Genomic DNA, 23999 nt, shown 5'->3' with positions numbered 1-23999 from the left:
TGTAAGAAAAACTGAAGTTTTCACTTCAACTTAATCAGAATGGCCAGAGGATCCGGTGCAGGCGCAGGATCTCGATCGGGACGACTTCGAGCGTGCGGCGATGCGTCGCCTCGAACACCACTTGCGGCGCACAGCCTTCCTCATGTGCCTCAAGAAAGCGCGACGCGCAAAGGCACCAGCGGTCCCCGGATTTCAGCCCCGGAAAGCGGAACTCCGGACGCGGGGTGGTCAGGTCGTTGCCCACGTATTTCGACCAGGCAAGGAACTCGGCATCGACGATCACGCAGACCGTATGCAGCCCCTGATCCTGCGCACAGGTATTGCAATGGCCGTCGCGGAAAAACCCCGTCAGCGGCGCGACCGAACAGGGTTCGAGTGGACCGCCCAGAAGATTGACAGGTGGATCGATCTGCATTCCCGCCTCCGCTTGCCGCATTGATGCGAGACTGCGGGAGCGGACGTCGCAGCGCAAGTCCCGAGGCCGGCAGCGGTGCTCCCGTTTCATCACAGTCATGAGAACGCGGCCGGGACCGGAGGTGAAACCATGGTCGCGGATCCCAAAGGCATTCTGATCTTGCCACCCCGATCATCACCGCCGGTCTACCGCGCGCGCCCTGAAAACGCGAATGCGTCAGCCCCCGCTTTTCCCGAAGAATGAAACCGGAAGGTTTCACAGGTTGCGGCCCCGCTTCAGTGCCACACCAAAGGGCCGGGGGTGTCAAAACTCGGCCCTATGAAAATACCTTGGAAGAAAACTCACCAGAAGTGCCGGAGTGAGTCAGATAACGCGCACCACGTGGACCTATGGGCTGCCGAAGGTAACAACGTTCTCCGCCGCGTCGCCGGAACCCAGTTTTCACACAGGCTCGGCCGAGGGTGTGTGAAAACCCGGCCCGGCCAAGACGCGGGAGAACACCCCTCTCTCAGGCGACCATATCTGAAGGCTTCATGCGCGCCTACGCCTTCTTGACGGCTTCATGGAGAAGTTTTTTCCCAGATGCCGCCACAGTATTTCCCAGATGACGCCACAGATGCGCGTTTTCACCACATCCTCGGCCTTTTCCCTTTCATCTTTCCTCAAATATCCCGGGGGTGAGCGGCACTGGCCGCGAGGGGGCGGCGCCCCCCTGCGCCCTCTCCGCCGGCACTTCGACCGCGGTTCTGGACCAATCCCTCACGAAGCGAAGCGTAGATGGTCCATTCAGGCAGCCTCAAAGCGCATTGCAACCGCACCTGCCGGGTCAATAGATATAGCGGATCTGGTCGGTCCAGTAGCGTTCCATCCGCCGCAGGGCGTGGTTCAGCGCGTCGAGCGTGTCGAGACTGACCACCTCGCGCTGTTCCAGCGTTTCGGCGTGGCGGGCGAACATCGCGGCGACCGTTTCGCGCAGCATATGGCCCTTGGGCGTCAGCCTGACTCGGACCGAGCGGCGGTCCGTATCGCTGCGCTGATGGTGCATGTAGCCCGCCTCGACCAGTTTCTTGAGATTGTAGCTGACGTTCGAGCCCTGATAATAGCCGCGGCTTTTCAGCTCGCCCGCCGTCACCTCGTTCCCGGCGATGTTGAACAGCAACAGCGCCTGCACCGGATTGATTTCCAGCGCGCCGACCCTTTCGAATTCGTCCTTGATGACATCCAGCAGCAGCCGGTGCAGCCGTTCCACCAGAGCCAGCGTATCAAGATACGCCTGCAGGATCGCGGGCGCGACCTCCCCCCCGGCCATGCCGGTCGCCTTTCCGGGTGCCATATAGCTCATCACACTCTCCGTCCTCTGCGCCTGAACAGGAGAGTGGGGATGGAATCCCAAAATTCGGTTAAGCGGCGTAGAATTATGGGCGGCGCCCCCCCTTTCAGACGCTCGCGCGGCCGTGGCGCGCCCGCGCGAAGGCGCCGATCGTCGCAATCAGATCGGCATAGACCGCGGGACAGGGCTGCGCGCCGGTAATCCAGGGGTAGATGTCCTGGTCGTTCTCCTCCAGCAGCCGGTCGAACAGGTCCAGCCGCGCCGGATCCAGATCCGCCAGGTTGCCGTCCGCCCAGGGGCCGAAGATCATGTCCATTTCCTTGGTGCCGCGCCGCCAGCTGCGCATCCGCATCCGTTTCAGCCGCGCTTCGGGTGTCTCGGTCATCCGCCCCTCCTGTATCCTGCGCCGTGGTGCCCCGCTGCTGCCGTCCCGTCAAGCCATATCGCAGTTGATCGGCCCCCCGCCGCAGCGTAAGGATTGGTCCCGGTCGTCCCCTCAACCGGAGCATCCCGAAATGGCCTTCCTTTCCGATACGCTGGCGCGTGTGAAGCCCTCGTCCACCATCGCGATAAGCAACAAGGCGCGGGAGCTGAAAGCCGCCGGACGCGATGTCATCAGCCTCAGCCAGGGCGAGCCGGATTTCGACACGCCCGACAACATCAAGCAGGCGGCGATCCGCGCGATCGAGGAAGGCAAGACCAAATACACCGCCGTCGACGGCATCCCCGAGCTGAAACAGGCGATCAGCGACAAATTCGCGCGTGAAAACGGGCTGAGCTACAAGCCCTCGCAGGTCACCGTGGGCACCGGCGGCAAGCAGGTGCTGTACAACGCGCTGGTCGCCACGCTGAACCCGGGCGACGAGGTGCTGATCCCCGCGCCCTACTGGGTCAGCTACCCAGACATGGTGCTGCTGGCCGGCGGCACGCCCACCTTCGTCGAAGGCAACCTGCAGACCGGCTACAAAATCACGGCCGAGCAGCTTGAGGCCGCGATCACGCCGAAGACCAAGTGGCTGATCTTCAACTCGCCCTCCAACCCGACCGGCGCGGCCTATTCGCGCGAGGAACTGAAGGCGCTGACCGATGTGCTGCTGCGCCATCCGCATGTCTGGGTGATGTCGGACGACATGTATGAACACCTGCTGTTCGATGGCCGCGAATACGCCACGCCCGCGCAGGTGGAGCCGGCGCTGTATGACCGGACGCTGACGGTGAATGGCGTGTCAAAGGCCTATGCGATGACCGGCTGGCGGATCGGCTATGCGGGCGGGCCCGAGGCGCTGATCAAGGCGATGGGCAAGGTGCAGTCGCAATCGACCTCGAACCCCTCCTCGGTCAGCCAGTATGCCGCGGTCGAGGCCCTGAGCGGCCCGCAGGACTACATCACCGAAAGCCTCGCCGTGTTCCAGCGCCGCCGCGATCTGGTGGTCGCCGGGCTGAACGCCTGCCCCGGCATCACCTGCCCGACGCCCGAAGGCGCGTTCTACGTCTACCCCTCGGTCGCGGGCTGCATCGGCAAGACCTCGCAAAGCGGGGAGAAGATCACCGATGACGAGGCCTTCGCCTCGGCGCTGCTTGAGGAAACCGGGGTCGCGGTGGTCTTCGGCGCGGCCTTCGGGCTCAGCCCCAACTTCCGTATCAGCTATGCCACCTCGGATGAGGCCCTGACCGAGGCCTGCGCCCGGATCAAGACCTTCTGCGACGGGCTGAAGTAAGCGGGTCGATCATCGGTGCGGGGGTATTCCCCCGCTTCGGGTCGCGCCTGATCCCGGGACGGAGGCGCATGTGGTGAGGGCGAAGGGGGCCAGCCCCCTCTTGGCCTTTGGCCAATTCACCCCCGGGATATTTATGGAAAGATGAAAGCATCAGGGCGTTCCGGGTATTCCTGAAAGCTGCTCTTGACGGATGCGGTTCGTGCCATGGATTTGAAACTGATTTCAACTTGTTGAGTCAGGCCGATTTTATGGCCGTGGGTCCTGCGCGCTGCGGCCTCACGCGGGCCGGAGCCACGGCCCGCGCCAGAATCGCGCGATCAGGATCGTCGCCGCGCAGATCAGCCCGAGCATCAGGCCGAGCCACAGCCCCACCCCGCCATAGCCGAGCGGGAAGGCCAGCACATAGCTTGCCGGGACCCCCACCAGCCAGTAGCTGCCGCCGGCGATCCACATCGGCACGCGGGTATCCTGCATCCCGCGCAACAGGCCGAGCGCCACCACCTGCGTCGCGTCGAAGATCTGGAACAGCCCGGCGACCGCCAGCAGCCCGACCCCGACGATCATGATCCGTTCGGATTCCGGATTGGCGTGATCGAGGAACAGCCCCAGCAGCGGCCGCGGCACCAGCACGAAGGCCGCGACCGTCACCAGCCCGAAGCCGAGCGACAATGCCAGCGCCACCTTCGCCCCGTCGCGCAGCCGGGGGATGTCGCGCGCGCCAAGCGCCCGCCCCGCCCGCACCGTGGCCGCGTTCGACAGTCCCAGATGGACCATGAAAGCAAGCGAGGCGAGCTGCAGCACGATCCCGTGCGCCGCAAGCTGGGCCGTGCCGATCCAGCCCATCATGATCGCCGAGGCCTGAAAGAACCCCGTCTCGAACACCGAGGTGATGCCGATCGGCAGGCCGACACGGGCGACGGCCCGGAACGCCTCCCAATCCGGGCGCCAGAAGCGGGCGAAGAGGTGAAAGCGGCGCAGCTCCGGCACGCGGGCGGCATAGGCCAGCAGCAAGAGCGCCGTCAGCGACTGCACCACGACCGAGCTGATCGCCGCGCCGCGCAGGCCAAGCCGCGGCATCCCGAGATTGCCGAAGATGAACAACCAGTTCATCGCGATATTGACCGCCACCGCCGCGACCGTGACCAGAAGCACGACCCGCGTGCGCTCGAAGGCGCTCAGATAGCCCTTCATCACCGCCACGATCAGCGCCGGAATCATGCCGAACAGGGCGATGCGCAGGAATTCCTGCACGAGCGCGGCGATCGCCGGCGCCTGCCCGAGCGCCAGCAGGATCGCGCCCGACCACCACATCACCGGCATCGCCAGCGCGCCGAACAGGATCGACAGCCAGATCGTCATCCGCGCATCGCGCCGCACCTGCGTTTCGTCGCCCGCGCCGAGCGCCGTCGCCACCCGTCCCATCAGCGCATAGGAAAAGCCCGAGCCGAGGATGAACAGCACGAAGAACAGCCCCGAGGCCAGCACCACGGCCGCAAGCTCCTGCACGCCATACCAGCCCAGCATGACCGTATCGACGACATGCAGCCCCATCTGCGCGAGATTGGACCCGATCAGCGGCAGCCCCAGCAGCAGCAGGGCGCGAAGATGTTCATAGTAACTCGGCCGCATCTGCGGCGGGGAAATGGCCTGTGTCATGGTCGCGCGAAGCTATCCGCGCGACCTGTCGCCGTCCAGAGGTGCCCGTGCGTCGGCCGGATTCGCGTCCGGCCGGTCTGCTCAGCGGGCCGGGCCGTGCAGCGCGGGATGCAATGCGGCGCCCAGCATATGGTCCGACTTGTGCACCACATGGGCGGCATGGCCGACGATCAGCGGATCGGGCGGCGTCACGAGCGCAAGGTCCTTGTCCGGATAATCCAGCGTCGACAGGAAATGCCGCATGCAGTTCAGCCGCGCCCGCTTCTTGTCGTTCGACTTGACGATGACCCAGGGCGCGTCGGCGGTGTCGGTATAGAAGAACATCGCCTCTTTCGCCTCGGTATAGTCATCCCATTTGTCCAGCGAGGCGAGGTCGATCGGGCTCAGCTTCCAGCGTTTCAGCGGATCGGTCTCGCGTTCCTTGAAGCGGCGGCGCTGTTCCTCCTGCGTGACCGAGAACCAGTATTTGTAGAGCCGCACGCCCGAGCGCACGAGCATCCGTTCCAATTCGGGCGTCTGGCGCATGAATTCCAGATATTCGCTGGGGGTGCAGAAGCCCATCACCCGCTCGACCCCGGCGCGGTTGTACCAGGAGCGGTCGTAGAAGACCATTTCCCCCGCCGTCGGCAGATGCTCGATGTAACGCTGAAAGAACCACTGGCCCTTTTCCAGTTCCGAGGGCTTGTTCAGCGCCACGACCCGGGCGAAACGCGGGTTCAGGTGTTCCATGAACCGCTTGATCGTGCCGCCCTTGCCCGCCGCGTCGCGGCCCTCGAACAGGATGACGAATTTCTGCCCCGTCTCCTGCGCCCAAAGCTGCACCTTCAGCAGTTCGGCCTGCAGGTGCGCCTTTTCCTTTTCATAGGCCGGGCGCCCCATGCGGCGCGGATAGGGATATTTGCCGCTTTCGAAGGCCAGCCGGATCATGTCCGGATTGAGCTTGGGAAAGGACTGCGGCCCGTGCAGCGGACCTTCCCCGGGGGCTTCGGTTTCGGCCACCGCCACCCCGGTTGCGGGCGCTGGCGGGGCCGCATTTTCCTCGGGGGTGATGGCTTCGCTGGCGATCCGGTCTTCCATGTATTGTTCTCCTGTCCGACTATCGCGGCATCTTGGCACAGGCGCGGCGAGGCTTCCTTGACACGCATCAAGATACCCCCGGAAACCCGCACCTGCGATGTTCTTTTACCCGGTTTTGCCGGGATTGCGGAACGGCGGCGCCTTGATCGCGTCCCGAGCCGGTATCTCCGGCGCGATGCGCAATCTTCGCGCGCCGGGAGATGAGCGCGGTGAATCTGGCCTGCCGCCGGGGTGATCGCGTGGAGCGGCCCGGGCGTCACCGCCACCGGCCCCTCCCTTGAGCGCCCGCCCCGGCGGCCGGCACGTCCGGCGCAAACACGGGCCGCAAAAGAACCCGCATAACGGGTGCGGCATACCCCATCTGGGCGATGCGCCATCCTTTCGCAGGATTCATCTTGGCCGCATTCATTCTTAGCGACAGGTGAACGATGTTCAGATTCGGTTCAATCATTCTGGCAGGTGGCCTGCTGGCCGCACCCGCACAAGCGGCGGTCATGCAGGCGGTATACACGGGGGTCGAAATTTACCGCCTCCAACAGGACTGGGGTCAAAATGGTCAGGGCGTGCCATTCGTCAACGCCGACGAATACAACTATGATTATGCGGGAACACCCGTTACATGGGTGCTCCGCTATGAGATCGGAGAACCAGACAATCATTACATCTGGGAGAACGAAACATACCAATATGATTACCAATCATTTCACTGGCCCGCGGCGGATGCCATCAAATATTCTGAGTTGATCCGTGGTGATACGGTCGTCCATCAGTCCATATCCGCCGGATATGTCAGCACCATGTATTTGACGCGCGAACGGAATATCACAACTGAATGGGCCACTGAGAATTATGCACACAGATATTCCGCCAGTCTCGACCGCCCGAATGGTGAATGGGACGAGCACTCCATCTCAAGTTACGCATGGGTTAATTCCTCGGGATCATTTCTCCCGGATGATTTCACGCAACCTTTCTCCATCGTTTTTGTTTCTGGAGAAGAATTCCACGATGCCATCTTTGGAGAGTTCTCCAGCAGTAAATATCGTACACTTTATGATTCGGAGGGAAATTATGATGGATATCAGCAGGTCTATGACAATTTTCCGTGGTATATCACCTCGCTGACCGTGACCCGTCTGGATACCGAACCTTCGATTCCGGCGGTGCCGTTGCCGGCCTCGGCGCCGTTGCTGCTGGCGGCGCTTGGCGGGCTCGCGGCGCTGCGGCGGCGCAAGCGCGTGTGAGGCCTGCGCGCCGCGCAGCACTGCGCGGCGCGTTCACCGCACCAGCCGTCCGATCAGCGCGACCAGTTCGCTTTGCCGTCGGACGGCGCATTTGCCCAGAACCGCCTTGGTCTGGGAACGCACCGTATGCACGCTGACCCCACGCGCGGCGGCGATCTCGGTCGGCGTCTGCCCGGAATGGAGCGCCAGCGCCACCTCGCTTTCCGCCAGCGTCAGGCCAAGATACCGCATCAGCGTCTCGGCCGCCGAAGCCGCCGGAATGACCAGCACCACGACCGAGTCCGGGGCCGTCCGCCGCAGCGTGTCGATCCCGGCGAAGGGCAGCACCTCGGGGCCGACGCGGAGCAGATGCGCGATCCGGCTGGCGCCCGTCCCGGGCTCGGCCACCCGCAATGCGATGGGCGGCGCATTCGGGCGGCAGCGGCGCAGCCCCGCCTCGAACGCGCGATCCGACAAGGCGTCGCGCAGATGCAACCGCCGCCACAGATCGCCCCCCAGAGCCTCGCCCCGGGCCAGATCGCGTTCACCCATCGCGTTGGCGAACAGGATGCGCCGATCGTCCGACAGCACGAGGATCGCAGCCCCCGTGGGCGTCAGCCCCTGCGCCAGAAGCGCGTTTTCCAGACGCAGGCCAGACAGGATGTGGTTCAGCTCAACCGCATGGCGCAGCGCCGGGCCAAGCATGTTGGCAAGCATCATCCACGGCGCTTCCAGCCGGTCCTGATCCTTCATCCGGATATGCCCGCCCATCAGCAACAACCGCCGCGCATCGCGTTGCAGGATCATCCCCGCCCCGGCGGAAATGTCACCCTGTGGCCGCAGCCAATCGGCATGGAATTCCGTCTTCATCAGATCCCGATGCGACAGCAATTGCGCAGGAGTACGGGCCACCAGCGGCGTCATATGCGCGAATTGCGCGCGATACGGATTGATGGCGCCGTAATAGTCCATGAAGCTGGCCATCTTGTCGGGGGAATAGCCGGTCTGGAAGCAGTCCTGCACATCGGGGTTTACGGTGTCGAAGAACATCAGATGGACGCCGCTGCATCCGCTGGTTGCGGCAAGCGCATCGGACACCGCCTGCCAACGTCGCGGATCGAGCGCGGCTTCATGAATGACAGGAAGGACCGAACGTGCAGATTGAAAGGACATGAGGAAAAAGCTGGGAATATGGCGACAGGATGCCTCAGGACGGGCGCATGAATCAACCCCGGGTGGCAGACAGGCCGCACGAAAGCCCGCCGCTTGCCCCGCACCCCCAAGCTGCTGTATCCCTTGACCCAACGAACACAAGGGAAAGAGCAGCATGGCCGACGATCTTCTCTCGACTCAGCCCGAGACCTATGACGCCTCCTCGATCGAGGTGCTCGAAGGGCTGGAGCCGGTGCGCAAGCGGCCGGGGATGTATATCGGCGGCACCGATGAACGCGCGCTGCACCATATGGTGGCGGAGATCCTTGACAATGCGATGGACGAGGCCGTCGCCGGCCACGCGACCCGCATCGAGGTCGAGCTGAATGAGGACGGATCGGTCACCGTCAAGGACAACGGCCGCGGCATCCCCGTCGACCCCCACCCCAAATTTCCCGGCAAGTCGGCGCTTGAGGTGATCCTGTGCACGCTGCACGCGGGGGGCAAATTCTCGAACAAGGCCTATTCGACCTCGGGCGGTCTGAACGGGGTGGGCTCGTCGGTCGTCAACGCGCTGTCGGACGTGATGATCGTGCAGGTCGCGCGCAACCGCGAATTGTATGAACAGCGGTTTTCCCGCGGCGTCCCGCAGGGCCCGGTCGAAAAGCTCGGCGCGGCGCCGAACCGGCGCGGCACCACAGTGACCTTTCACGCCGATCCGGAAATCTTCGGCTCTCTCGCGCTGAAACCGTCGCGACTGTTCCGCATGACGCGATCGAAGGCCTTCCTGTTCTCCGGCGTCGAAATCCGCTGGAAGACCGCGATCCCGGATGGCGACACCCCGGCCGAGGCGGTGTTCCACTTCCCGAACGGCCTTGCCGACTTCCTGAACGAAACGCTGACGGGGGTTTCGACCTATGCGGACCGGCCCTTTGCCGGGAAGGTCGGCTTTCAGGAGAAATTCGGGGTGCCCGGCTCGGTCGAATGGGCGATCAACTGGACGCCCGCGCGCGACGGTTTCATCCAGTCCTACTGCAATACCGTGCCGACCCCCGAGGGCGGCACGCACGAAGCCGGTTTCTGGGCCGCGATCCTCAAGGGCATCCGCGCCTATGGCGAGCTGTCGAACAACAAGAAGGCCGGGCTGATCACCCGCGACGACATGCTGACGGGCGGCTGCGCGCTGATTTCCGTCTTTATCCGCGAGCCGTCGTTCGTCGGCCAGACCAAGGACCGGCTATCGACCGAGGAATGCGCGAAATGGGTCGAAAGCGCGGTGCGCGACCATTTCGACAACTGGCTGGTCGCGGATCCGAAATCGGCAGGGGCGATCCTCGATTTCCTCGTGCTGCGCGCCGAGGAGCGGCTGCGTCGCCGGGCGGAAAAGGAAACCTCGCGCAAGACCGCGACGAAAAAGCTGCGCCTGCCCGGCAAGCTGGTCGATTGCTCGGCCACCAACCGCTCGGGGACCGAGCTGTTCATCGTCGAAGGCGATTCGGCCGGCGGTTCGGCCAAGATGGCGCGGGACCGGCAGCATCAGGCGCTGCTGCCGTTGCGCGGCAAGATCCTGAACGTGTTGGGGGCGGCGTCCTCGAAACTCGGCCAGAATCAGGAGATCAACGATCTCGCGCAGGCATTGGGCGTCGGGCTGGGCACGAAGTTCCGCCATGACGACCTGCGCTACGACAAGATCATCATCATGACCGATGCCGATGTCGACGGGGCGCATATCGCCTCGCTGCTGATGACCTTCTTCTTCACCCAGATGCGGCCGCTGATCGACAAGGGGCACCTGTATCTGGCCTGCCCGCCGCTCTACCGGCTGACGCAGGGGGCGAAGCGCGTCTATGTGGCGGATGATGCCGAGAAAGAGGAATGGCTGGCCAAGGGTCTGGGCGGCAAGGGCAAGATCGACGTGCAGCGGTTCAAGGGGCTGGGCGAGATGGACGCCAAGGACCTGAAGGACACGACGATGAACCCGGAAACCCGCAAGCTGATCCGCGTCACCATCGACGACGACGCCCCGGGCGAGACCGGCGATCTGGTCGAGCGGCTGATGGGCAAGAAGCCCGAGCTGCGGTTCCAGTATATTCAGGAAAACGCCCGTTTCGTCGAGGAACTGGACGTATGAAAAAGGCCCGGTCCTGCGACCGGGCCTTTTCGTTGGGGCTTACGACTTTTTCAGCTCGTCGCGGATCTGGAGAAGCACGTCGAGTTCCGTCGGACCGGCGGGCTCGGCCTCGGCTTCTTCCTTGTGCAGCGCGGCGTCCTTGATCTTGTTCACCGCCTTCACCAGCAGGAAAACGACGAAGGCGATGATCAGGAAGTTGATGACCGCGGTGATGAAGGCGCCATAGGCAAAGACCGGCGCGCCCGCATCCTTCGCCGCCGCGAGCGAGGCATAATCGCCGCTGCCCAGATTGACGAACAGGTTCGAGAAATCGAGACCGCCGGTGATCACGCCGATGATCGGGTTGATCAGATCCGACACCAGCGAATTGACGATGGCGGTGAAGGCGGCGCCGATGATGATACCGACGGCCATGTCCACGACATTGCCGCGGGCAATAAAATTCTTGAATTCGTTAAGCATTGTTCTGTCCCATATCAACGCCGCTCGGGGCGATTTAGGCCGGAACTTAGCACGATCCTGCGCGAGGTCCATCCTCTCCTGCATCGGAAATCCGGCCCGATCCGGCCGGAAAAGCGAGTTTTCCGGGGAATACGGTGCGAAACCGACGCATATGGGGGCGTTTCAGGACAGGCATCGTTTTCCCGACCAACCCCTGCCTGCCCGGGAGAAGGGCCACCCGCACCCAATGGCCGACGCCCGAACATAGGCGCCCGTTCCGTTGCGCGCAGGGCACCAGCGGGGATCACCAGATCTGCGCGACCCGCGCGACGGCCCTGTCACGCGAGATCGCCACCATCTCCGCCGCCGAGATCGTCAGCGCCGCCCGCACCCGGGATTTCAGGGTTTCATCCATTTCGGCATCGGATGTGCAACCGCCGCGCAGGCGGTTCTGCGCCTCGGTCAGGCGGGCGATCGCCAGATCGCGTTGATCGGCGCGGTAGGCCTGTTCCAGCGGCAGGGTCTGTTCCAAAGACGCCAGCTCCGCCTCCACCGTGCGGCTGTCCAGATCCCCCGCCCCGGTGTCGCGGCGCTCTTCCTCCCGGCAATGCGACAGCGCCTTGCGCAGGGCGGTGATCCGCGATCCGGCGATCACATCGGCCAGTTCGCAAAAGGCGATCTCCCGGCAGGCACGGTCGATCTGCACCAGACAGCTTTCGACCGGGTCCGGCGCAGGCGGGCAGTCCGGCCAGCGAAGCCTTTCCAGGGGTCGGTCAAAATGAGCTTTCCACGCCATCGCTATCCCTCCGTTATCCGGAGAGGCTAGCCCGACAAGCGTGAACAGGCCGTGAACAAATACAGAGAAAGTCGGATCAGGCCGCTTCGCGCAGGATCTTGCACAGAGGTTCGTGGACCGCCGCGTTCGAGGCGATCAGCGCCCCCGATTCGAAGATGTCGCGGCCTTCGCGCACCGGGACGACGAAGCCACCCGCTTCCTTCACCAGAAGGATACCTGCCGCCACATCCCACGGCTTGATGCCGCGTTCCCAATAGCCCTCATACTTACCCGCCGCCACATAGGCGAGGTCGAGCGCCGCCGCCCCCCAACGCCGCACGCCGGCGCAGGTCGGCATCAGCCGCGCCAGATCCTGCAGCGTCGCCGGCAGGGTCGACTTGCCGCCGAAGGGCACGCCCGTCGCGAAGATCGATTCGATCATCCGGTTGCGCCCCGAAACGCGCAGCCGCGTTTCGTTCATGAAGGCGCCAAGCCCCTTTTCGGTCCAGTAAAGCTCATCCTTGGCGGCGTCGAAGATCACGCCCGAGACGATTTCGCCCTTGTGTTCCAACGCGATCGACACCGCCCAATGCGGCAGGCCGTGCAGGAAGTTCGTGGTGCCGTCGAGCGGATCGACGATCCAGCGCCGGGTCGGATCCTCGCCCGCGTCCTCGCCGGTTTCCTCGCCGAGCCAGCCGTAGGACGGGCGGGCGCCGCGCAGTTCTTCCTTGATGATCCGTTCCGCCTCGCGGTCGGCGCGGGAGACGAAATCCCCCGGCCCCTTGGAGGAAACCTGAAGGTTCTCCACCTCGCGGAAATCCTTCACGAGCGACCGCCCCGCCTTGCGCGCGGCCTTGATCATCAGGTTGAGGTTGGCGCTGCCTTGCATCGGTTCCGCTCCTTGCGTCTCAGGCCCGTGCCTTACACGCGCGGGCCGGGGATTCCAAGGGGCCAGCCCCCCGAAGAATCAGGTGCCGCGGACGAAATCGCTCCGCCGTGGCAGGAAGATCGTCAGCACGCCAAAGGCCGGCAGGACGGAACAGATGATATAGACGAACCGGATCCCGTGCAGATCGGCCAGCACCCCAAGCGCCGCCGCCGCGATACCGCCGAAGCCGAAGCTCAGTCCGAAGAAGATCCCCGCGACCATGCCGACCCGCCCGGGCACCAGCTCCTGCGCGAAGACCACGATCGCCGGGAAGGCCGAGGCGAGGATCAGCCCGATGATCACCGACAGCACCCCCGACCAGAACAGCCCCACATGCGGCAGCGCCAGCGTGAAGGGCAGGATGCCGAGGATGGAAATCCAGATCACCGTCATCGGCCCCCAGCGGTCGGCCACCGGCCCGCCCAGCACCGTCCCCGCCGCCACCGCGCCAAGGAACAGGAACAGCATGACCTGCGCGGTCTGTGTGCCGACGCCGAAAGTCTCGATCTGGTAGAAGGTGTAGTAGGAGGACATCGAGGCCAGATAGATGTTCTTGGTGAACAGCAGGAAGGTCAGCACCACCAGCGACAGGATCACCCGCCCGCGGCCAAGCGGCAGGGTCTTGTCCAGCGTCATCCGCGCCCGCGCCCTCAGCACCGCCTTGTACCACTGCCCGACGCGGAACAGCACATAGCCCGAGATCAGCGCCAGCACCGCGAACAGCGCGACCGAGGTCCGGCCAAGCGGCACCACCACGAAGGCCGCCAGCAGCGGCCCGATCGCCGTGCCGAAATTGCCGCCGACCTGAAACACCGACTGCGCCAGCCCGAACCGCCCGCCCGAGGCGAGCCGCGCGACCCGGCTCGATTCCGGGTGGAAGATCGCCGAGCCGAAGCCGATCAGCATCGCCCCAATGACGACCAGCGTATAGCTGGGCGCGAAGGCCAGCCCCAGCACCCCGATCAGTGTCGAAAGCGAGGCGAAGGGCAGCGACCAGGGCAGCGGATGCTTGTCCGTATACAACCCGATCGCCGGCTGCAGCAGCGAGGCCGTGCCCTGAAACGCCAGCGTCAGCAGCCCGATATGCCAGTAATCAAGCTGGAACGTGTCCTTCAGCATCGGATAGATCGCCGAAAGCATCGACTGCATCACATCGTTCAGCAGATGGCACAGGCTGACGGCGATCAGGATCGGCGTGACGGTTTCGCTGGCCGTGCGGCCGGGCTGACGGGGAATGGCTGTCATGATCGGGGCTTCCGGGTGTTTCCGGCCCGGTCTAGCGCCCGCGCGACATTTCGTCACGGAATGAATTGTTCCGATACAGAGATCATCCCTGCTGCAAGGCCAACGGCACGGTGCGCGCCAGATGCAGGAAATGCGCCATGAAGCCTTCGGCCACGTCCTCTTCGCGCGTCGCGGCGTAAAGGGTCTTGCGCAGCCCGCCGGGCGTGACCGGGCGGGTGACGTAATCGGGCTTGTAGCGCACCTCGCGCAGCACCCAGTCGGGCAGCACCGCCACCCCCCGCCCCGCCGCGACCAGCATCAGGATCACCGCCGTCAGCTCGACCTGCCGATGCGCGCGGGGTTCCACCTTGGCCGGCGTCAAGACCATCGAGAACACGTCCGAGCGCGCCCGGTCGACCGGATAGGTGATCAGCGTCTGGCCGATGAAATCCTCGGCCGCGATCCATGGCTTCGCCGCCAGCGGGCTGTTGACCGAGGCGATGAAGGTCGGCGAATAGTCGAACAGCGGGTTGAACGCCACGCCCGCCATCTGCACCGGATCGGACGAGATCACCAGATCCACCTCTTCCCGCGCCAGCGCCGGCAGCGCGTTGAAGGCCAGCCCGGCGCGGATATCGATATCCACCTCGGGCCAGGCGCGGCGGAACTGTTCCAGCACCGGAAACAACCAGTCGAAACAGGCATGGCATTCGATGGCGATGTGCAGCCGCCCCGCCCGGCCGTCGCGCAGGGCCTTGAAATCCGCCTCCACCGCGTCGATCTCGGGCAGGATCTGCTCGGCCAGACGCAGCAGCCTCATCCCCGCCGCCGACAGCCGCAGCGGTTTCGAGCGGCGCACGAACAGATCGACCCCGGCCTGATCCTCCAGCCCGCGCACCTGGTGGCTCAGCGCCGACTGGGTGATGTGCAGGATGTCGGCGGCCCGTGCCAGCCCGCCGGCGTCATGAATGGTCTTGATCGTGCGAAGGTGCCGGAATTCCAGGTTCATCTTGTGCCGCGCCTCATGACTTTCTTGAATTTTATGAATTTGTCTCACATCGTAAAATGTGGCACAAGCACCGCCGACAGGAGACCGCCATGACCAATACGACCGATCAGAAGCCGCAGGCGACAAACGTGCCCGCCGTCAGCTTCGAATTCTTCCCGCCGCAGACGCTCGACGCCTCTTTCCGGCTTTGGGAAACGGTGCAGGCGCTGGCGCCTTTGCGTCCCGATTTCGTCTCCGTGACCTATGGCGCGGGCGGCACCACGCGCAAGCTGACGCATGAGGCGGTGGCGACGATCCACAAGAACTACGGCCTGACGGTCGCGGCGCATCTGACCTGCGTCGATGCGACGAAGGCCGAGACGATGGAGATCGTCGAGGCCTATCATCAGGCCGGCGTGACGGAAATCGTCGCCCTGCGCGGCGATCCGCCCAAGGGCGCGCCCCGCTTCACCGCGCATCCCGAGGGCTTCGCCTCCTCGATCGAGCTGATCGAGGCGCTGGCCCGCGACGGCCGCTTCACCATCCGCTGCGGCGCCTATCCCGAACCGCACCCCGAGGCGACGGACTCCCTCGCCGATGTGCGCTGGCTGAAACGCAAGACCGAGGCGGGCGCCACCTCGGCGATCACCCAGTTCTTCTTCGAACCCGACACCTTCTTCCGCTTCCGCGATGCCTGTGTCCGTGAAGGCATCACCGCGAAGCTGATCCCCGGCGTCCTGCCGATCCAGTCGTGGAAGGGCGTGAAGGGCTTTGCCGCGCGCTGCGGCGCGCATGTGCCGGCAGGGTTCGAATCGCGCTTCGAAGCCGCGATCCGCGACGGCCGCGAGCAGGAGCTGTCGGTCGAGCTTTGCGTCGATCTGTGCGAAAAGCTGATGGCGGGCGGCGTCGACCACTTCCAGTTCTACACGCTGAACCGGCCGCAACTGACGCAAAAGGTCTGCGCCGCGCTTGGCGTCACGGCGGACCGGCGGCTCGCGGTCGCCTGACCGACGGGGGCGAAAGCCCCCTTTTCGCGCGCGGCAAAGAAGCTAATCTCCCTCCGACACAGGGAGAGAGCCATGTCCGAACAGATCTTCGCCGAAACCTCCGCCGATTTCCCGCCCCGTTCGGTGGTGCGCAGCATGCCGGGCCTCGACTATCTGCGCAAGGTGATGGCGGGCGAGGTGCCCGCGATGACCATCGCGCAGCAGCTGAACTTCCGGCTGACCCATGTCGAAAAGGGCATGGTCGAGGTGACCGGCACCCCCGAACATGCGCAGACCAATACCTTCGGCGGCGTGCATGGCGGCTGGTATGGGGTGATCCTCGACAGTTGCCTGACCGCCGCGGTGATCTCGGCGCTGGAACGCGGGCAGTTCCAGACAACGCTGGAATACAAGGTCAACATGGTCAAGGCGATCCCGGTCGGCACCACCGTGATCGGCACCGGACGGCTGGAACATCTGGGCCGCTCGACCGGCATCGCACGGGGCGAGATCCGCGGCGCCGGGGACGGCACGCTCTACGCGCTCGGCACCGCCACCTGCTTCATCATGGGCGAGCCCGGATAGGCGCGGACTTCGCCACCGGGAGATGGAAGAAAGGGGGCCAGCCCCCTCTTTGCCTGACGGCAAATTCACCCCCGGGATATTTATGGAAGAATGAAGGCGGAAGGCGTGGCGCTTTGCCACACGAGCGCGCTCAAATACCTTTTCAGGAGAGAGGCATATTTTTTGAAGTGCGCCTCACCCCCTCCGAAGCGCCTTCTGCCTTCATTCTTCCATAAATATCCCGGGGGTGAGCGCGGAACGCGCGAGGGGGCTGGCCCCCTTCTCCCTGTCCACCGGCACCGGATTTCACATCCTAGGCACAGCAAAAGGCCCCCGCCCGAAAGGCGGAGGCCCCAAAAATCTTCCGCAGCCGTTCAGATCTTCAGCGACAGCGCCGTGACGATTTCCATCTGGCCGAAGCCGTTGAAGCGCGTGTTGGTGGCCGAGGAATAGGCACCCATCCCCTGGAACACCAGAAAATCGCCCTCCGCCAGATCGCCCGGCAGCGCGAGTTCCCCCGGCAACCGGTCGACCGAATCGCAGGTCGGGCCGAAGACGATGCGGTCCACGGTGTCACCCTCTCGCTTCACGCCCTCGGGCGAGAACACCGCCACGCGGTCGATGTTGCCGACCAGCGGCAGTTCCGCCAGACCGCCATAGACGCCATCGTTCAGGAACACATGGGTATCGTCACGAAGCGCCTTGATCCGGGTGATATGGGTGAAGGCATCGCCCACCAGACCCCGGCCCGGCTCGCACACCAGTTGCGGGCGGTCGGCGCCGAAGGCCTCGTCCGCCACCCGGTCGATCAGCGCGAAGATGTCTTCGAGCACCGGCGCCGGCCCCTGCGTGCGATGGTTCGGGAAGCCGCCGCCGACGTTCAGCCGGCGCGCCTTGACGCCCGCCTCGTCGCAGATCGTCGCGGCGGTGCGGATATAGGCGTCCCAGGCCATCGGATCGGTGCATTGCGTGCCCGGATGGAAGGTCAGCGAGGGGATGAACCCCGCATCCGCCGCCTTGCGCAGCAGCTCGGCCGCCAGCTCCGCCGTCGCGCCGAACTTGGCGCCGAAGTTGTAGGCGGCACCGTTCACCGGCATCTTGAAGCGAACCGAGATCTCGCATCCCTCGGTCGGGACCATCTCGATCAGCTTGTCCAGCTCGCTGTGCGAATCGACCGACCAGGTTTTCACGTTCGCCTTGACCGCATGCGCGATCTCGGAGCGCGCGCGCACCGGGTTGTGGTAATGCAGCGCGGCACCCGGCGCGAGGCGGCGGATCATGTCGATCTCGAAGGGCGAGGCCACGTCGAAGCCGCGGATCCCCGCCGCCACGAGGTTCTCGACCACCATCTCGTCGGGGTTCGACTTGACGGCATAGGTCACCAGACCCGGAAAGCCCGCGATGAAGCGGCGCGCCGTCGCCTGCAGCACGGCGGGCGCGAAGACCAGAACCGGATGGTCGGGTTGACGGACACGGATGATTTCGGACGGATTCGCCCAGATAGTCTTAGACAGTCCCATCGGCTTGCTCCTGCCAACAGAACGCAGCCACCTCTTGCCCCGGCTTGACGGGTCGGGAGACGCTTACGACGCGTTTCTACCAACCAGGCCAGGTGCGTATGAGCCGCCCTTTTCCTGTGCTCATTGAACGGGGGTGGAAAGTCCTTGTCCGCTCGGTCCGCGCCATATGGGGCACATTCTCACCATTTGAAAGTATAGAAATGCCGCGCAACCTCGTTATAATGACGAAATGGCCGGTCAAATTGTCAGGTAGGCGGATGGACGAACTCGACAGGGGAATTCTGGGGCTGCTTTCCGCCGATGCGCGGATATCCGTGGCGACATTGGCGCGGCGGCTGAAGGTGGCGCGATCGACGATTCAGGCGCGGCTCGAACGGCTGGAGACCTCGGGCGTGATCGCCGGATACACGGTCAAGCTGGGCGAGGCGGCACGCGCCGGGCGGCTGCGCACCACGGTTCTGCTGACGGTGGAACCCCGCGCACAACCCGCGATCCTGACCCGGCTGAAGTCGATCCCCGAGGTGGAGCGCATCCACACCACCTCGGGCCGGGTCGATCTGCTGCTGCAGCTCGCCGCCGATTCGACCGCGCAGATCGACACCGTGCTGGATCAGATCGGCGCGATGCAGGGGGTGATCAGTTCGGAAAGCCTGATCCACCTGTCGACAAAGCTCGACCGGGCGGTGTAGGGCAGCGCCGAAACCGAGGAACATCATGCCCCGTTACGCCCTGAAGATCGAATATGACGGCGCGCCCTTCGCCGGGTGGCAGAGGCAGGCCGAGCAACCCTCGGTTCAGGGCGCGATCGAGGCGGCGCTGGCGCGGCTCGAACCCGGGCCGCATACGATCGCGGCGGCGGGGCGCACCGATGCCGGGGTCCATGCGACGGCGCAGGTCGCCCATGCGGATCTGACGCGCGACTGGGATCCGTTCCGCCTGTCCGAGGCGCTGAACTACCACCTGAAGCCCGCACCTGTCGCGATTCTGGCCGCCGCGCGCGTGGAGGATGATTTCCATGCCCGGTTTTCCGCGCTCGAACGGCGCTACCTGTTCCGCCTGATCGCGCGGCGCGCGCCGGTGACGCATGACCGCGGGCTGGTGTGGCAGGTGCTGAACCCGCTCGACGCAGATGCGATGCGGGCGGGGGCTGCGCATCTGATCGGGCATCACGACTTCACCACCTTCCGCTCCTCGCTCTGTCAGGCGAAAAGCCCGGTGAAAACGCTGGACGAGATCCGGATCGAGGAAATCGCCCTCCCGCATGGCCGCGAATACCGGTTTCACCTGCGCGCGCGCAGCTTCCTGCACAATCAGGTGCGGTCCATCGTCGGCACGCTGGAACGGGTGGGCGCCGGCTCCTGGGCGCCCGGGGACGTGCGCGCGGCGCTGGACGCCCGCGACCGCGCCGCCTGCGGCCCGGTCTGCCCGCCGCAGGGGCTGTATCTGTGCGGCGTGGGCTACGCGCAAGATCCTTTCGCCTGACGCCAGAAAAACATTGACATAATTACAATTCCATGTCTGGACCTTTCGCTTCCGGAGTGATTTAGACAGCGCCGTTGAAAGAGGGGCCAAGGAGGCCAGTCATGTCGTTTGGTAAGAATATCCGCACCTGGTTCGAAGGTCAGTGGCACGAAGGGGACATTCCCGTCATGCGCGCGGCCGATCACGGCCTTTGGCAGGGATCCAACGTCTTCGACGGCGCGCGGCTTTTCGACGGGCTGATTCCCGATCTCGACAGCCACATGGCGCGGGTGAACCGTTCGGCCGCGGCGCTGATGATCACGCCGACGATCGAAACCGAGGCGATGGTGGAATTCGCCCGCGAGGGTCTGCGCAAATACGAAAAGGGTGCGGCGGTCTATGTGCGGCCGATGTACTGGGCGGTGAACGCCTCGGAACTCGGCGTTTCGCCCGCGCCGAATTCGACGAATTTCGCGCTCTGCCTCGAAGAGGTGCCGATGCCCGATCCGGAGGCGGCGACCACGCTGACCACCACCAGCTTCCGCCGCCCGGTGATGGCCGACAACGTCTGCAACGCCAAGGCGGGCTGTCTGTATCCGAACAACGCCCGGATGCTGGTCGAGGCGCAGCGCAAGGGCTTTGGCAACGCGCTGGTGCAGGATGCCATGGGCAATGTCGCCGAAACCGCCACGGCGAACGTCTGGATGGTGAAGGACGGCGAGTATTTCACCCCCATCGCCAACGGCACCTTCCTCGCCGGCCTGACCCGCAAGCGCCACATGAAGAACCTGCGCGAAGCCGGTTACACGGTGCATGAGGCGGTGCTGACGCTCGATGATTTCCGCGCCGCGGACGAGGTGTTCCTGACCGGGAACTTCTCCAAGGTGACGCCGGTCAAGGCGTTCGACGACGTAACCTACGAGGACCGCAAGTTCACCCGCAAGGCGCGCGAGCTTTACATGGACTGGGCGGTCTCCTGCCCGCTGTGATAGAAGGGGCAGGCCGCGCGCCTGCCCTTTCCTTTCGGGCGCTTGTAGGAAAGTGCCCGCGATGTCCTCGTTCCTCCGCCGTATCGCCCGCCTGACGCTGCTGCTGTGGGCCTTGGGCACGATCGCGGCGACGGTCTGGACGCTGTCGCATCATCCCCTCGCCCAGCCGTTCATCAACCGCACCGATGCCCAGATCCGCACCGCGCTGACCCGCGCCATGGCGCGCGAGGTGACGCCCGAATGGCTCATCCCCCGTCTGGAAACCGCAATCACCGCCGATGACCCGGACCGGGTGGAGATGCTGCTGGATCTGTCGCGCGAACATGACGCCCCCCTGCCCGAAGATCTGCGCGCCCGGGCCGAAGCCCTGCTGACCGCGCATGACGGCTGGCTGGCGACGGGGCGCGAATGCGGTGCCTGCATGATCGACATCGCCCATTGCCCGCGCCTGTCACTGATCGGTGCCTGCGCCCTGCCCTTCGAGCTGTCGCCCGCCGGTGACGTCAACGAACTGCGCCGTCAGGGCGTGACATGGTGGGAGGGCGGCGATGTCGATGAGGTCTCGACCGCGCTCGCATCGCTCGGCCTTGCGGCGACGGTGGTGGCGATCCCGTCGATGGGCGCCTCGGTCCCGGTGAAGGCCGGGGCCACGGCGCTGCGGCTGGCGCGCCGGGCCGATGCGCTGTCGCCGCGCCTGACCGCCGATCTCGCCCGCGCCGCGCGCGAAAGCGGCGGGGCCGCGCGGGTGGGCGAGATCGCGGCGGACGCCACGCGGATCGCGGTCAAGGCCGGTCCGGCGCAGACGCTCGACATCCTGCGCCACGCCGATGATGCACAGGACCTGCGCCGTCTTGCGCGCCTGTCCGAGGCGGCTGGTCCGGAAACGGGCCGCGCGCTCGAGGTTCTGGGCAAGGCGCGCAGCCTGCGGCTTCTGCACCGGGTCAGCGACCTTCTGGCCCTGACCATCGGGCTGATCCTCAGCCTCTGCGCGCAGCTTGGCGCGCTGGCGGCGGCGATGCTGAAACTGATGCTGCGCCGGCTCGCCAGATGACATGGCCAGATGACGGCGCGCAAACGGTCTTGCCCGCCCGGCGATTTCGGGCGATGAATCGCGCGAAGGAGATCCGATGCGCAAGTTCCTCGTCGTCCTCGATGACACCCGCGAATGTCTGAATGCCATGCGCTACGCCGCGCTCCGCGCCGCGCATACCGGCGGCGGCGTGATCATCGTCGCCGTCATCCCGCCCGAGGAGTTCCAGCACTGGATCGGCGTCGGAGACATCATGCGCGCCGAAGCCCGCGACCGCATCGAATCGCATTTCGAGGTTTTTGCGAAATGGATGCGCGACAAGCAGGGCGTGAACCCCGAACTGGTGATCCGCGAGGGTGAGCCGGTAGCCGAGATCCTCGATGTCGTCTCCCGCGATCCGCAGATCGGCGTGCTGGTGCTGGGCGCGGGCACCGACAAATCCGGCCCCGGCCCGCTGGTGACGCAGATGAGCCGCAATTCCGGCTCCCTCCCCTGCCCGCTGACCGTGGTGCCGGGCGACATGTCCAAGGAACGGCTGGAATCCATCACCTGACATCATTTGCCTGACCGGGGCCGCGCCGCTTGACGCCCCGGCCCGGCAAGCCCATATCTGCCGCAAAGGGTGTGGCCTGGCCGCGCCTGTTCCGCAACGCCCCGTCCACGCCAAGGAGGCGCCGATGTTCATCCAGACCGAAACGACCCCAAACCCCGCCACGCTGAAATTCCTGCCCGGCCAGACCGTTCTGGACGCAGGCACCGCCGATTTCCCGACGCCCGACGCCTCGGCGAAATCCCCGCTCGCGCGGCGCATCTTTGCGGTTCCGGGCATCACCGGCGTGTTCTTCGGTTCCGATTTCGTCACCGTCACCAAGGATGACGCGACGGACTGGAGCCATGCGAAACCGGCGATCCTCGGCGCGATCATGGAACATTTCCAGTCCGGCGCCCCGGTGATCGAGGGCGATTCCGCCCCCGCCCATGCCGATCATGACGGCGAGGATGGCGCCATCGTCGCGCAGATCAAGGAACTGCTCGACACCCGCGTGCGCCCGGCCGTGGCGCAGGACGGCGGCGACATCACCTTTCAGGGGTTTGAACGCGGCGTCGTCTACCTGAACATGAAGGGCGCCTGCGCGGGCTGCCCCTCCTCGACCCTGACGCTGAAGATGGGGATCGAGAACCTCTTGCGTCACTACATCCCCGAAGTGACCGAGGTGCGCCCTGTCTCGCTCTGACGACAGGGGGGCTGACGGAATGCTGGTTCTGGCTTTCGACACATCGGCCGCGCATTGCGCGGCCGCTTTGCTGCGCGACGGGGCGGTGATCGCCGCGCGCCGCGAAGAGATGGCAAAGGGACAGGCCGAACGCCTGATGCCGCTGCTGGAAGAGCTGCTGGCAGAGGCGGGTCTGGGTTGGCGCGATCTCGACGCGATCGGCGTCGGCATCGGGCCGGGCAATTTCACCGGGGTGCGGATTTCCGTCGCCGCCGCGCGCGGGCTGGCGCTGGCGCTGCGGATCCCGGCCATCGGGGTGAGCACGCTGGAAGCCTTGGCCGAAGGCACCCCCCGCCCCCTCACGGTGGCCGAGGATGCCCGCCGGGGCGAGGCCTATGTGCAGCATTTCACCGAAACCGGGGCCGACGCCCCGCAACTGATGCCCGTCGACCAGATCACCGGCGCGCGGCGGACCGGATCGGCTGCGCAACCCGCGCCGGGGGTCGAGGTGCTGCCCCCCGCCCTGCCGCTGGCCGTCGCCATCGGGCGGATCGCGGCGACCAAGGCCCGGACGCCGCAGCCCCGCCCCGCGCCCCTTTATCTGCGCGGCGCGGATGCGGCGCCGCCCTCCGACCCGCCGCCCGTGCTGATCGACGGATGACGCCCGACGCCCTCGCCGCGCTGCACGCGCGCTGCTTCACCACACCCCGGCCCTGGTCGGCGGCGGAATTCGCCGATCTGCTCGCCTCGCGTTTCTGCTTCCTGCTGACCGCGCCCGAAGGCTTCCTGCTCGGCCGCGTCATCGCCGGCGAGGCGGAGCTGCTGACCCTTGCCGTCGCCCCCGATGCGCGGCGCCGGGGCACGGGGCGGCGGCTGATGGCCGACTTCCTGCGCGGGGCCACCGACCGCGCGGCGGACAGCGCCTTTCTGGAGGTCGCCGAGGACAACCTGCCCGCCCGCGCGCTATACGCCGCGACCGGCTGGCAGCCCGCGGGACGGCGCCGGGCCTATTACCGGACGCCCGGCGGTAACCATGTCGATGCGCTGGTGCTGCGCCACGTGCTGGTGCCGCCCGGGAATTGACCGGCAGATCAATTTCCGGCAAGCATCGGGCCATGCGCGATGAATCCTCCTTGACCCTCGCGGAGTTCTGTTCGCTATTCTTGACGACAATGCG

General features: G+C 65.4%; 25 protein-coding genes. 13 read left to right on the top strand and 12 right to left on the bottom strand.

Annotated elements, in window-relative coordinates; genetic code table 11:
• Positions 1-34: 34 nt before the first annotated feature.
• From D2T30_RS06430 to D2T30_RS06420, 3 genes are all read right to left on the bottom strand, one after another.
• Positions 35-415 (bottom strand): DUF2237 family protein, encoded by a 381-nt coding sequence (locus D2T30_RS06430; RefSeq protein ID WP_128183095.1) that lies wholly within the window; start codon positions 413-415, stop codon positions 35-37.
• A gap of 826 nt (positions 416-1241) precedes the next feature.
• Complete coding sequence (locus D2T30_RS06425; RefSeq protein WP_128183327.1) at positions 1242-1724, bottom strand: MarR family winged helix-turn-helix transcriptional regulator; 483 nt, start codon at positions 1722-1724, stop codon at positions 1242-1244.
• Positions 1725-1851: 127 nt separating this feature from the next.
• Complete coding sequence (locus D2T30_RS06420) at positions 1852-2130, bottom strand: FAD assembly factor SdhE (protein WP_128208212.1); 279 nt, start codon at positions 2128-2130, stop codon at positions 1852-1854.
• Positions 2131-2260: 130 nt separating this feature from the next.
• Between D2T30_RS06420 and D2T30_RS06415 the strand changes: the two genes are divergently transcribed.
• A complete protein-coding gene (locus tag D2T30_RS06415; RefSeq protein WP_128208211.1) occupies positions 2261-3463 on the top strand; it encodes a pyridoxal phosphate-dependent aminotransferase in 1203 nt (400 codons plus the stop codon).
• Between the two features lie 276 nt (positions 3464-3739).
• On the opposite strand, the gene D2T30_RS06410 is transcribed toward D2T30_RS06415, so the two are convergent.
• Both D2T30_RS06410 and ppk2 read right to left on the bottom strand, forming a co-directional pair.
• A complete protein-coding gene (locus D2T30_RS06410; protein ID WP_241565178.1) occupies positions 3740-5119 on the bottom strand; it encodes an MATE family efflux transporter in 1380 nt (459 codons plus the stop codon).
• An 81-nt stretch (positions 5120-5200) separates the two neighbouring features.
• Positions 5201-6196 carry a polyphosphate kinase 2 gene (gene ppk2, locus D2T30_RS06405; protein ID WP_128208210.1) on the bottom strand — a complete coding sequence of 332 codons (996 nt, stop codon included), beginning with the start codon at positions 6194-6196 and terminating at the stop codon, positions 5201-5203.
• A gap of 428 nt (positions 6197-6624) precedes the next feature.
• Between ppk2 and D2T30_RS06400 the strand changes: the two genes are divergently transcribed.
• Positions 6625-7440, top strand: coding sequence for a VPLPA-CTERM sorting domain-containing protein (locus tag D2T30_RS06400; protein WP_128208209.1), 816 nt, complete (start codon positions 6625-6627; stop codon positions 7438-7440).
• Between the two features lie 33 nt (positions 7441-7473).
• Here D2T30_RS06400 and D2T30_RS06395 read toward each other — a convergent pair whose 3' ends face one another.
• Complete coding sequence (locus D2T30_RS06395) at positions 7474-8469, bottom strand: helix-turn-helix transcriptional regulator (protein WP_128208208.1); 996 nt, start codon at positions 8467-8469, stop codon at positions 7474-7476.
• Between the two features lie 277 nt (positions 8470-8746).
• Here D2T30_RS06395 and parE point away from each other — a divergent pair, with 277 nt between their 5' ends.
• Entirely contained in the window at positions 8747-10702 is a 1956-nt protein-coding gene (parE, locus tag D2T30_RS06390) for a DNA topoisomerase IV subunit B (protein ID WP_128208207.1), read from the top strand.
• Between the two features lie 39 nt (positions 10703-10741).
• Here parE and mscL read toward each other — a convergent pair whose 3' ends face one another.
• The 5 genes from mscL to D2T30_RS06365 form a co-directional block, all read right to left on the bottom strand.
• Entirely contained in the window at positions 10742-11164 is a 423-nt protein-coding gene (mscL, locus tag D2T30_RS06385; protein ID WP_128183109.1) for a large conductance mechanosensitive channel protein MscL, read from the bottom strand.
• A 283-nt stretch (positions 11165-11447) separates the two neighbouring features.
• On the bottom strand, positions 11448-11939 hold the full coding sequence (locus D2T30_RS06380; protein ID WP_128208206.1) for a hypothetical protein: 492 nt from the start codon (positions 11937-11939) through the stop codon (positions 11448-11450).
• 76 nt (positions 11940-12015) lie between these two features.
• Positions 12016-12807, bottom strand: a complete 792-nt coding sequence (locus D2T30_RS06375) for an inositol monophosphatase family protein (protein WP_128183113.1) — start codon at positions 12805-12807, stop codon at positions 12016-12018.
• Between the two features lie 78 nt (positions 12808-12885).
• Positions 12886-14091: an MFS transporter gene (locus D2T30_RS06370; protein ID WP_128208205.1), complete on the bottom strand. Its 1206-nt coding sequence runs from the start codon at positions 14089-14091 to the stop codon at positions 12886-12888.
• Positions 14092-14173: 82 nt separating this feature from the next.
• On the bottom strand, positions 14174-15079 hold the full coding sequence (locus tag D2T30_RS06365; protein WP_128183117.1) for a LysR family transcriptional regulator: 906 nt from the start codon (positions 15077-15079) through the stop codon (positions 14174-14176).
• Between the two features lie 89 nt (positions 15080-15168).
• On the opposite strand from D2T30_RS06365, the gene metF reads away from it, so the two are divergent.
• Complete coding sequence (metF, locus tag D2T30_RS06360; RefSeq protein ID WP_128208204.1) at positions 15169-16065, top strand: methylenetetrahydrofolate reductase [NAD(P)H]; 897 nt, start codon at positions 15169-15171, stop codon at positions 16063-16065.
• Between the two features lie 72 nt (positions 16066-16137).
• Positions 16138-16629, top strand: coding sequence for a PaaI family thioesterase (locus D2T30_RS06355; RefSeq protein WP_128183121.1), 492 nt, complete (start codon positions 16138-16140; stop codon positions 16627-16629).
• A gap of 353 nt (positions 16630-16982) precedes the next feature.
• Here D2T30_RS06355 and D2T30_RS06350 read toward each other — a convergent pair whose 3' ends face one another.
• A complete protein-coding gene (locus D2T30_RS06350; protein ID WP_128183123.1) occupies positions 16983-18128 on the bottom strand; it encodes a type III PLP-dependent enzyme in 1146 nt (381 codons plus the stop codon).
• Positions 18129-18385: 257 nt separating this feature from the next.
• Here D2T30_RS06350 and D2T30_RS06345 point away from each other — a divergent pair, with 257 nt between their 5' ends.
• From D2T30_RS06345 to D2T30_RS06310, 8 genes are all read left to right on the top strand, one after another.
• On the top strand, positions 18386-18817 hold the full coding sequence (locus D2T30_RS06345; RefSeq protein WP_128183125.1) for an Lrp/AsnC family transcriptional regulator: 432 nt from the start codon (positions 18386-18388) through the stop codon (positions 18815-18817).
• Between the two features lie 25 nt (positions 18818-18842).
• On the top strand, positions 18843-19610 hold the full coding sequence (truA, locus tag D2T30_RS06340; protein WP_128208203.1) for a tRNA pseudouridine(38-40) synthase TruA: 768 nt from the start codon (positions 18843-18845) through the stop codon (positions 19608-19610).
• Positions 19611-19711: 101 nt separating this feature from the next.
• A complete protein-coding gene (locus D2T30_RS06335; protein WP_128183129.1) occupies positions 19712-20578 on the top strand; it encodes a branched-chain amino acid aminotransferase in 867 nt (288 codons plus the stop codon).
• A 61-nt stretch (positions 20579-20639) separates the two neighbouring features.
• A complete protein-coding gene (locus tag D2T30_RS06330) occupies positions 20640-21629 on the top strand; it encodes a hypothetical protein (RefSeq protein ID WP_128208202.1) in 990 nt (329 codons plus the stop codon).
• Positions 21630-21705: 76 nt separating this feature from the next.
• Positions 21706-22161: a universal stress protein gene (locus D2T30_RS06325; protein WP_128183133.1), complete on the top strand. Its 456-nt coding sequence runs from the start codon at positions 21706-21708 to the stop codon at positions 22159-22161.
• A 124-nt stretch (positions 22162-22285) separates the two neighbouring features.
• Positions 22286-22843, top strand: coding sequence for a NifU family protein (locus D2T30_RS06320; RefSeq protein WP_128208201.1), 558 nt, complete (start codon positions 22286-22288; stop codon positions 22841-22843).
• A gap of 19 nt (positions 22844-22862) precedes the next feature.
• Positions 22863-23483, top strand: a complete 621-nt coding sequence (gene tsaB / locus D2T30_RS06315) for a tRNA (adenosine(37)-N6)-threonylcarbamoyltransferase complex dimerization subunit type 1 TsaB (RefSeq protein ID WP_128208200.1) — start codon at positions 22863-22865, stop codon at positions 23481-23483.
• Entirely contained in the window at positions 23480-23905 is a 426-nt protein-coding gene (locus D2T30_RS06310) for a GNAT family N-acetyltransferase (protein ID WP_128208199.1), read from the top strand. Before tsaB ends, D2T30_RS06310 begins: the two co-directional genes overlap by 4 nt.
• Positions 23906-23999: the final 94 nt, after the last annotated feature.

It is taken from the genome of Paenirhodobacter populi (assembly GCF_004022215.1).
GTDB classification, from domain to species: Bacteria; Pseudomonadota; Alphaproteobacteria; order Rhodobacterales; family Rhodobacteraceae; genus Rhodobacter; species Rhodobacter populi.
The sequence above is the reverse complement of the archived record's forward strand: the minus strand, read 5'-3'. Positions and strand labels throughout refer to the sequence as shown.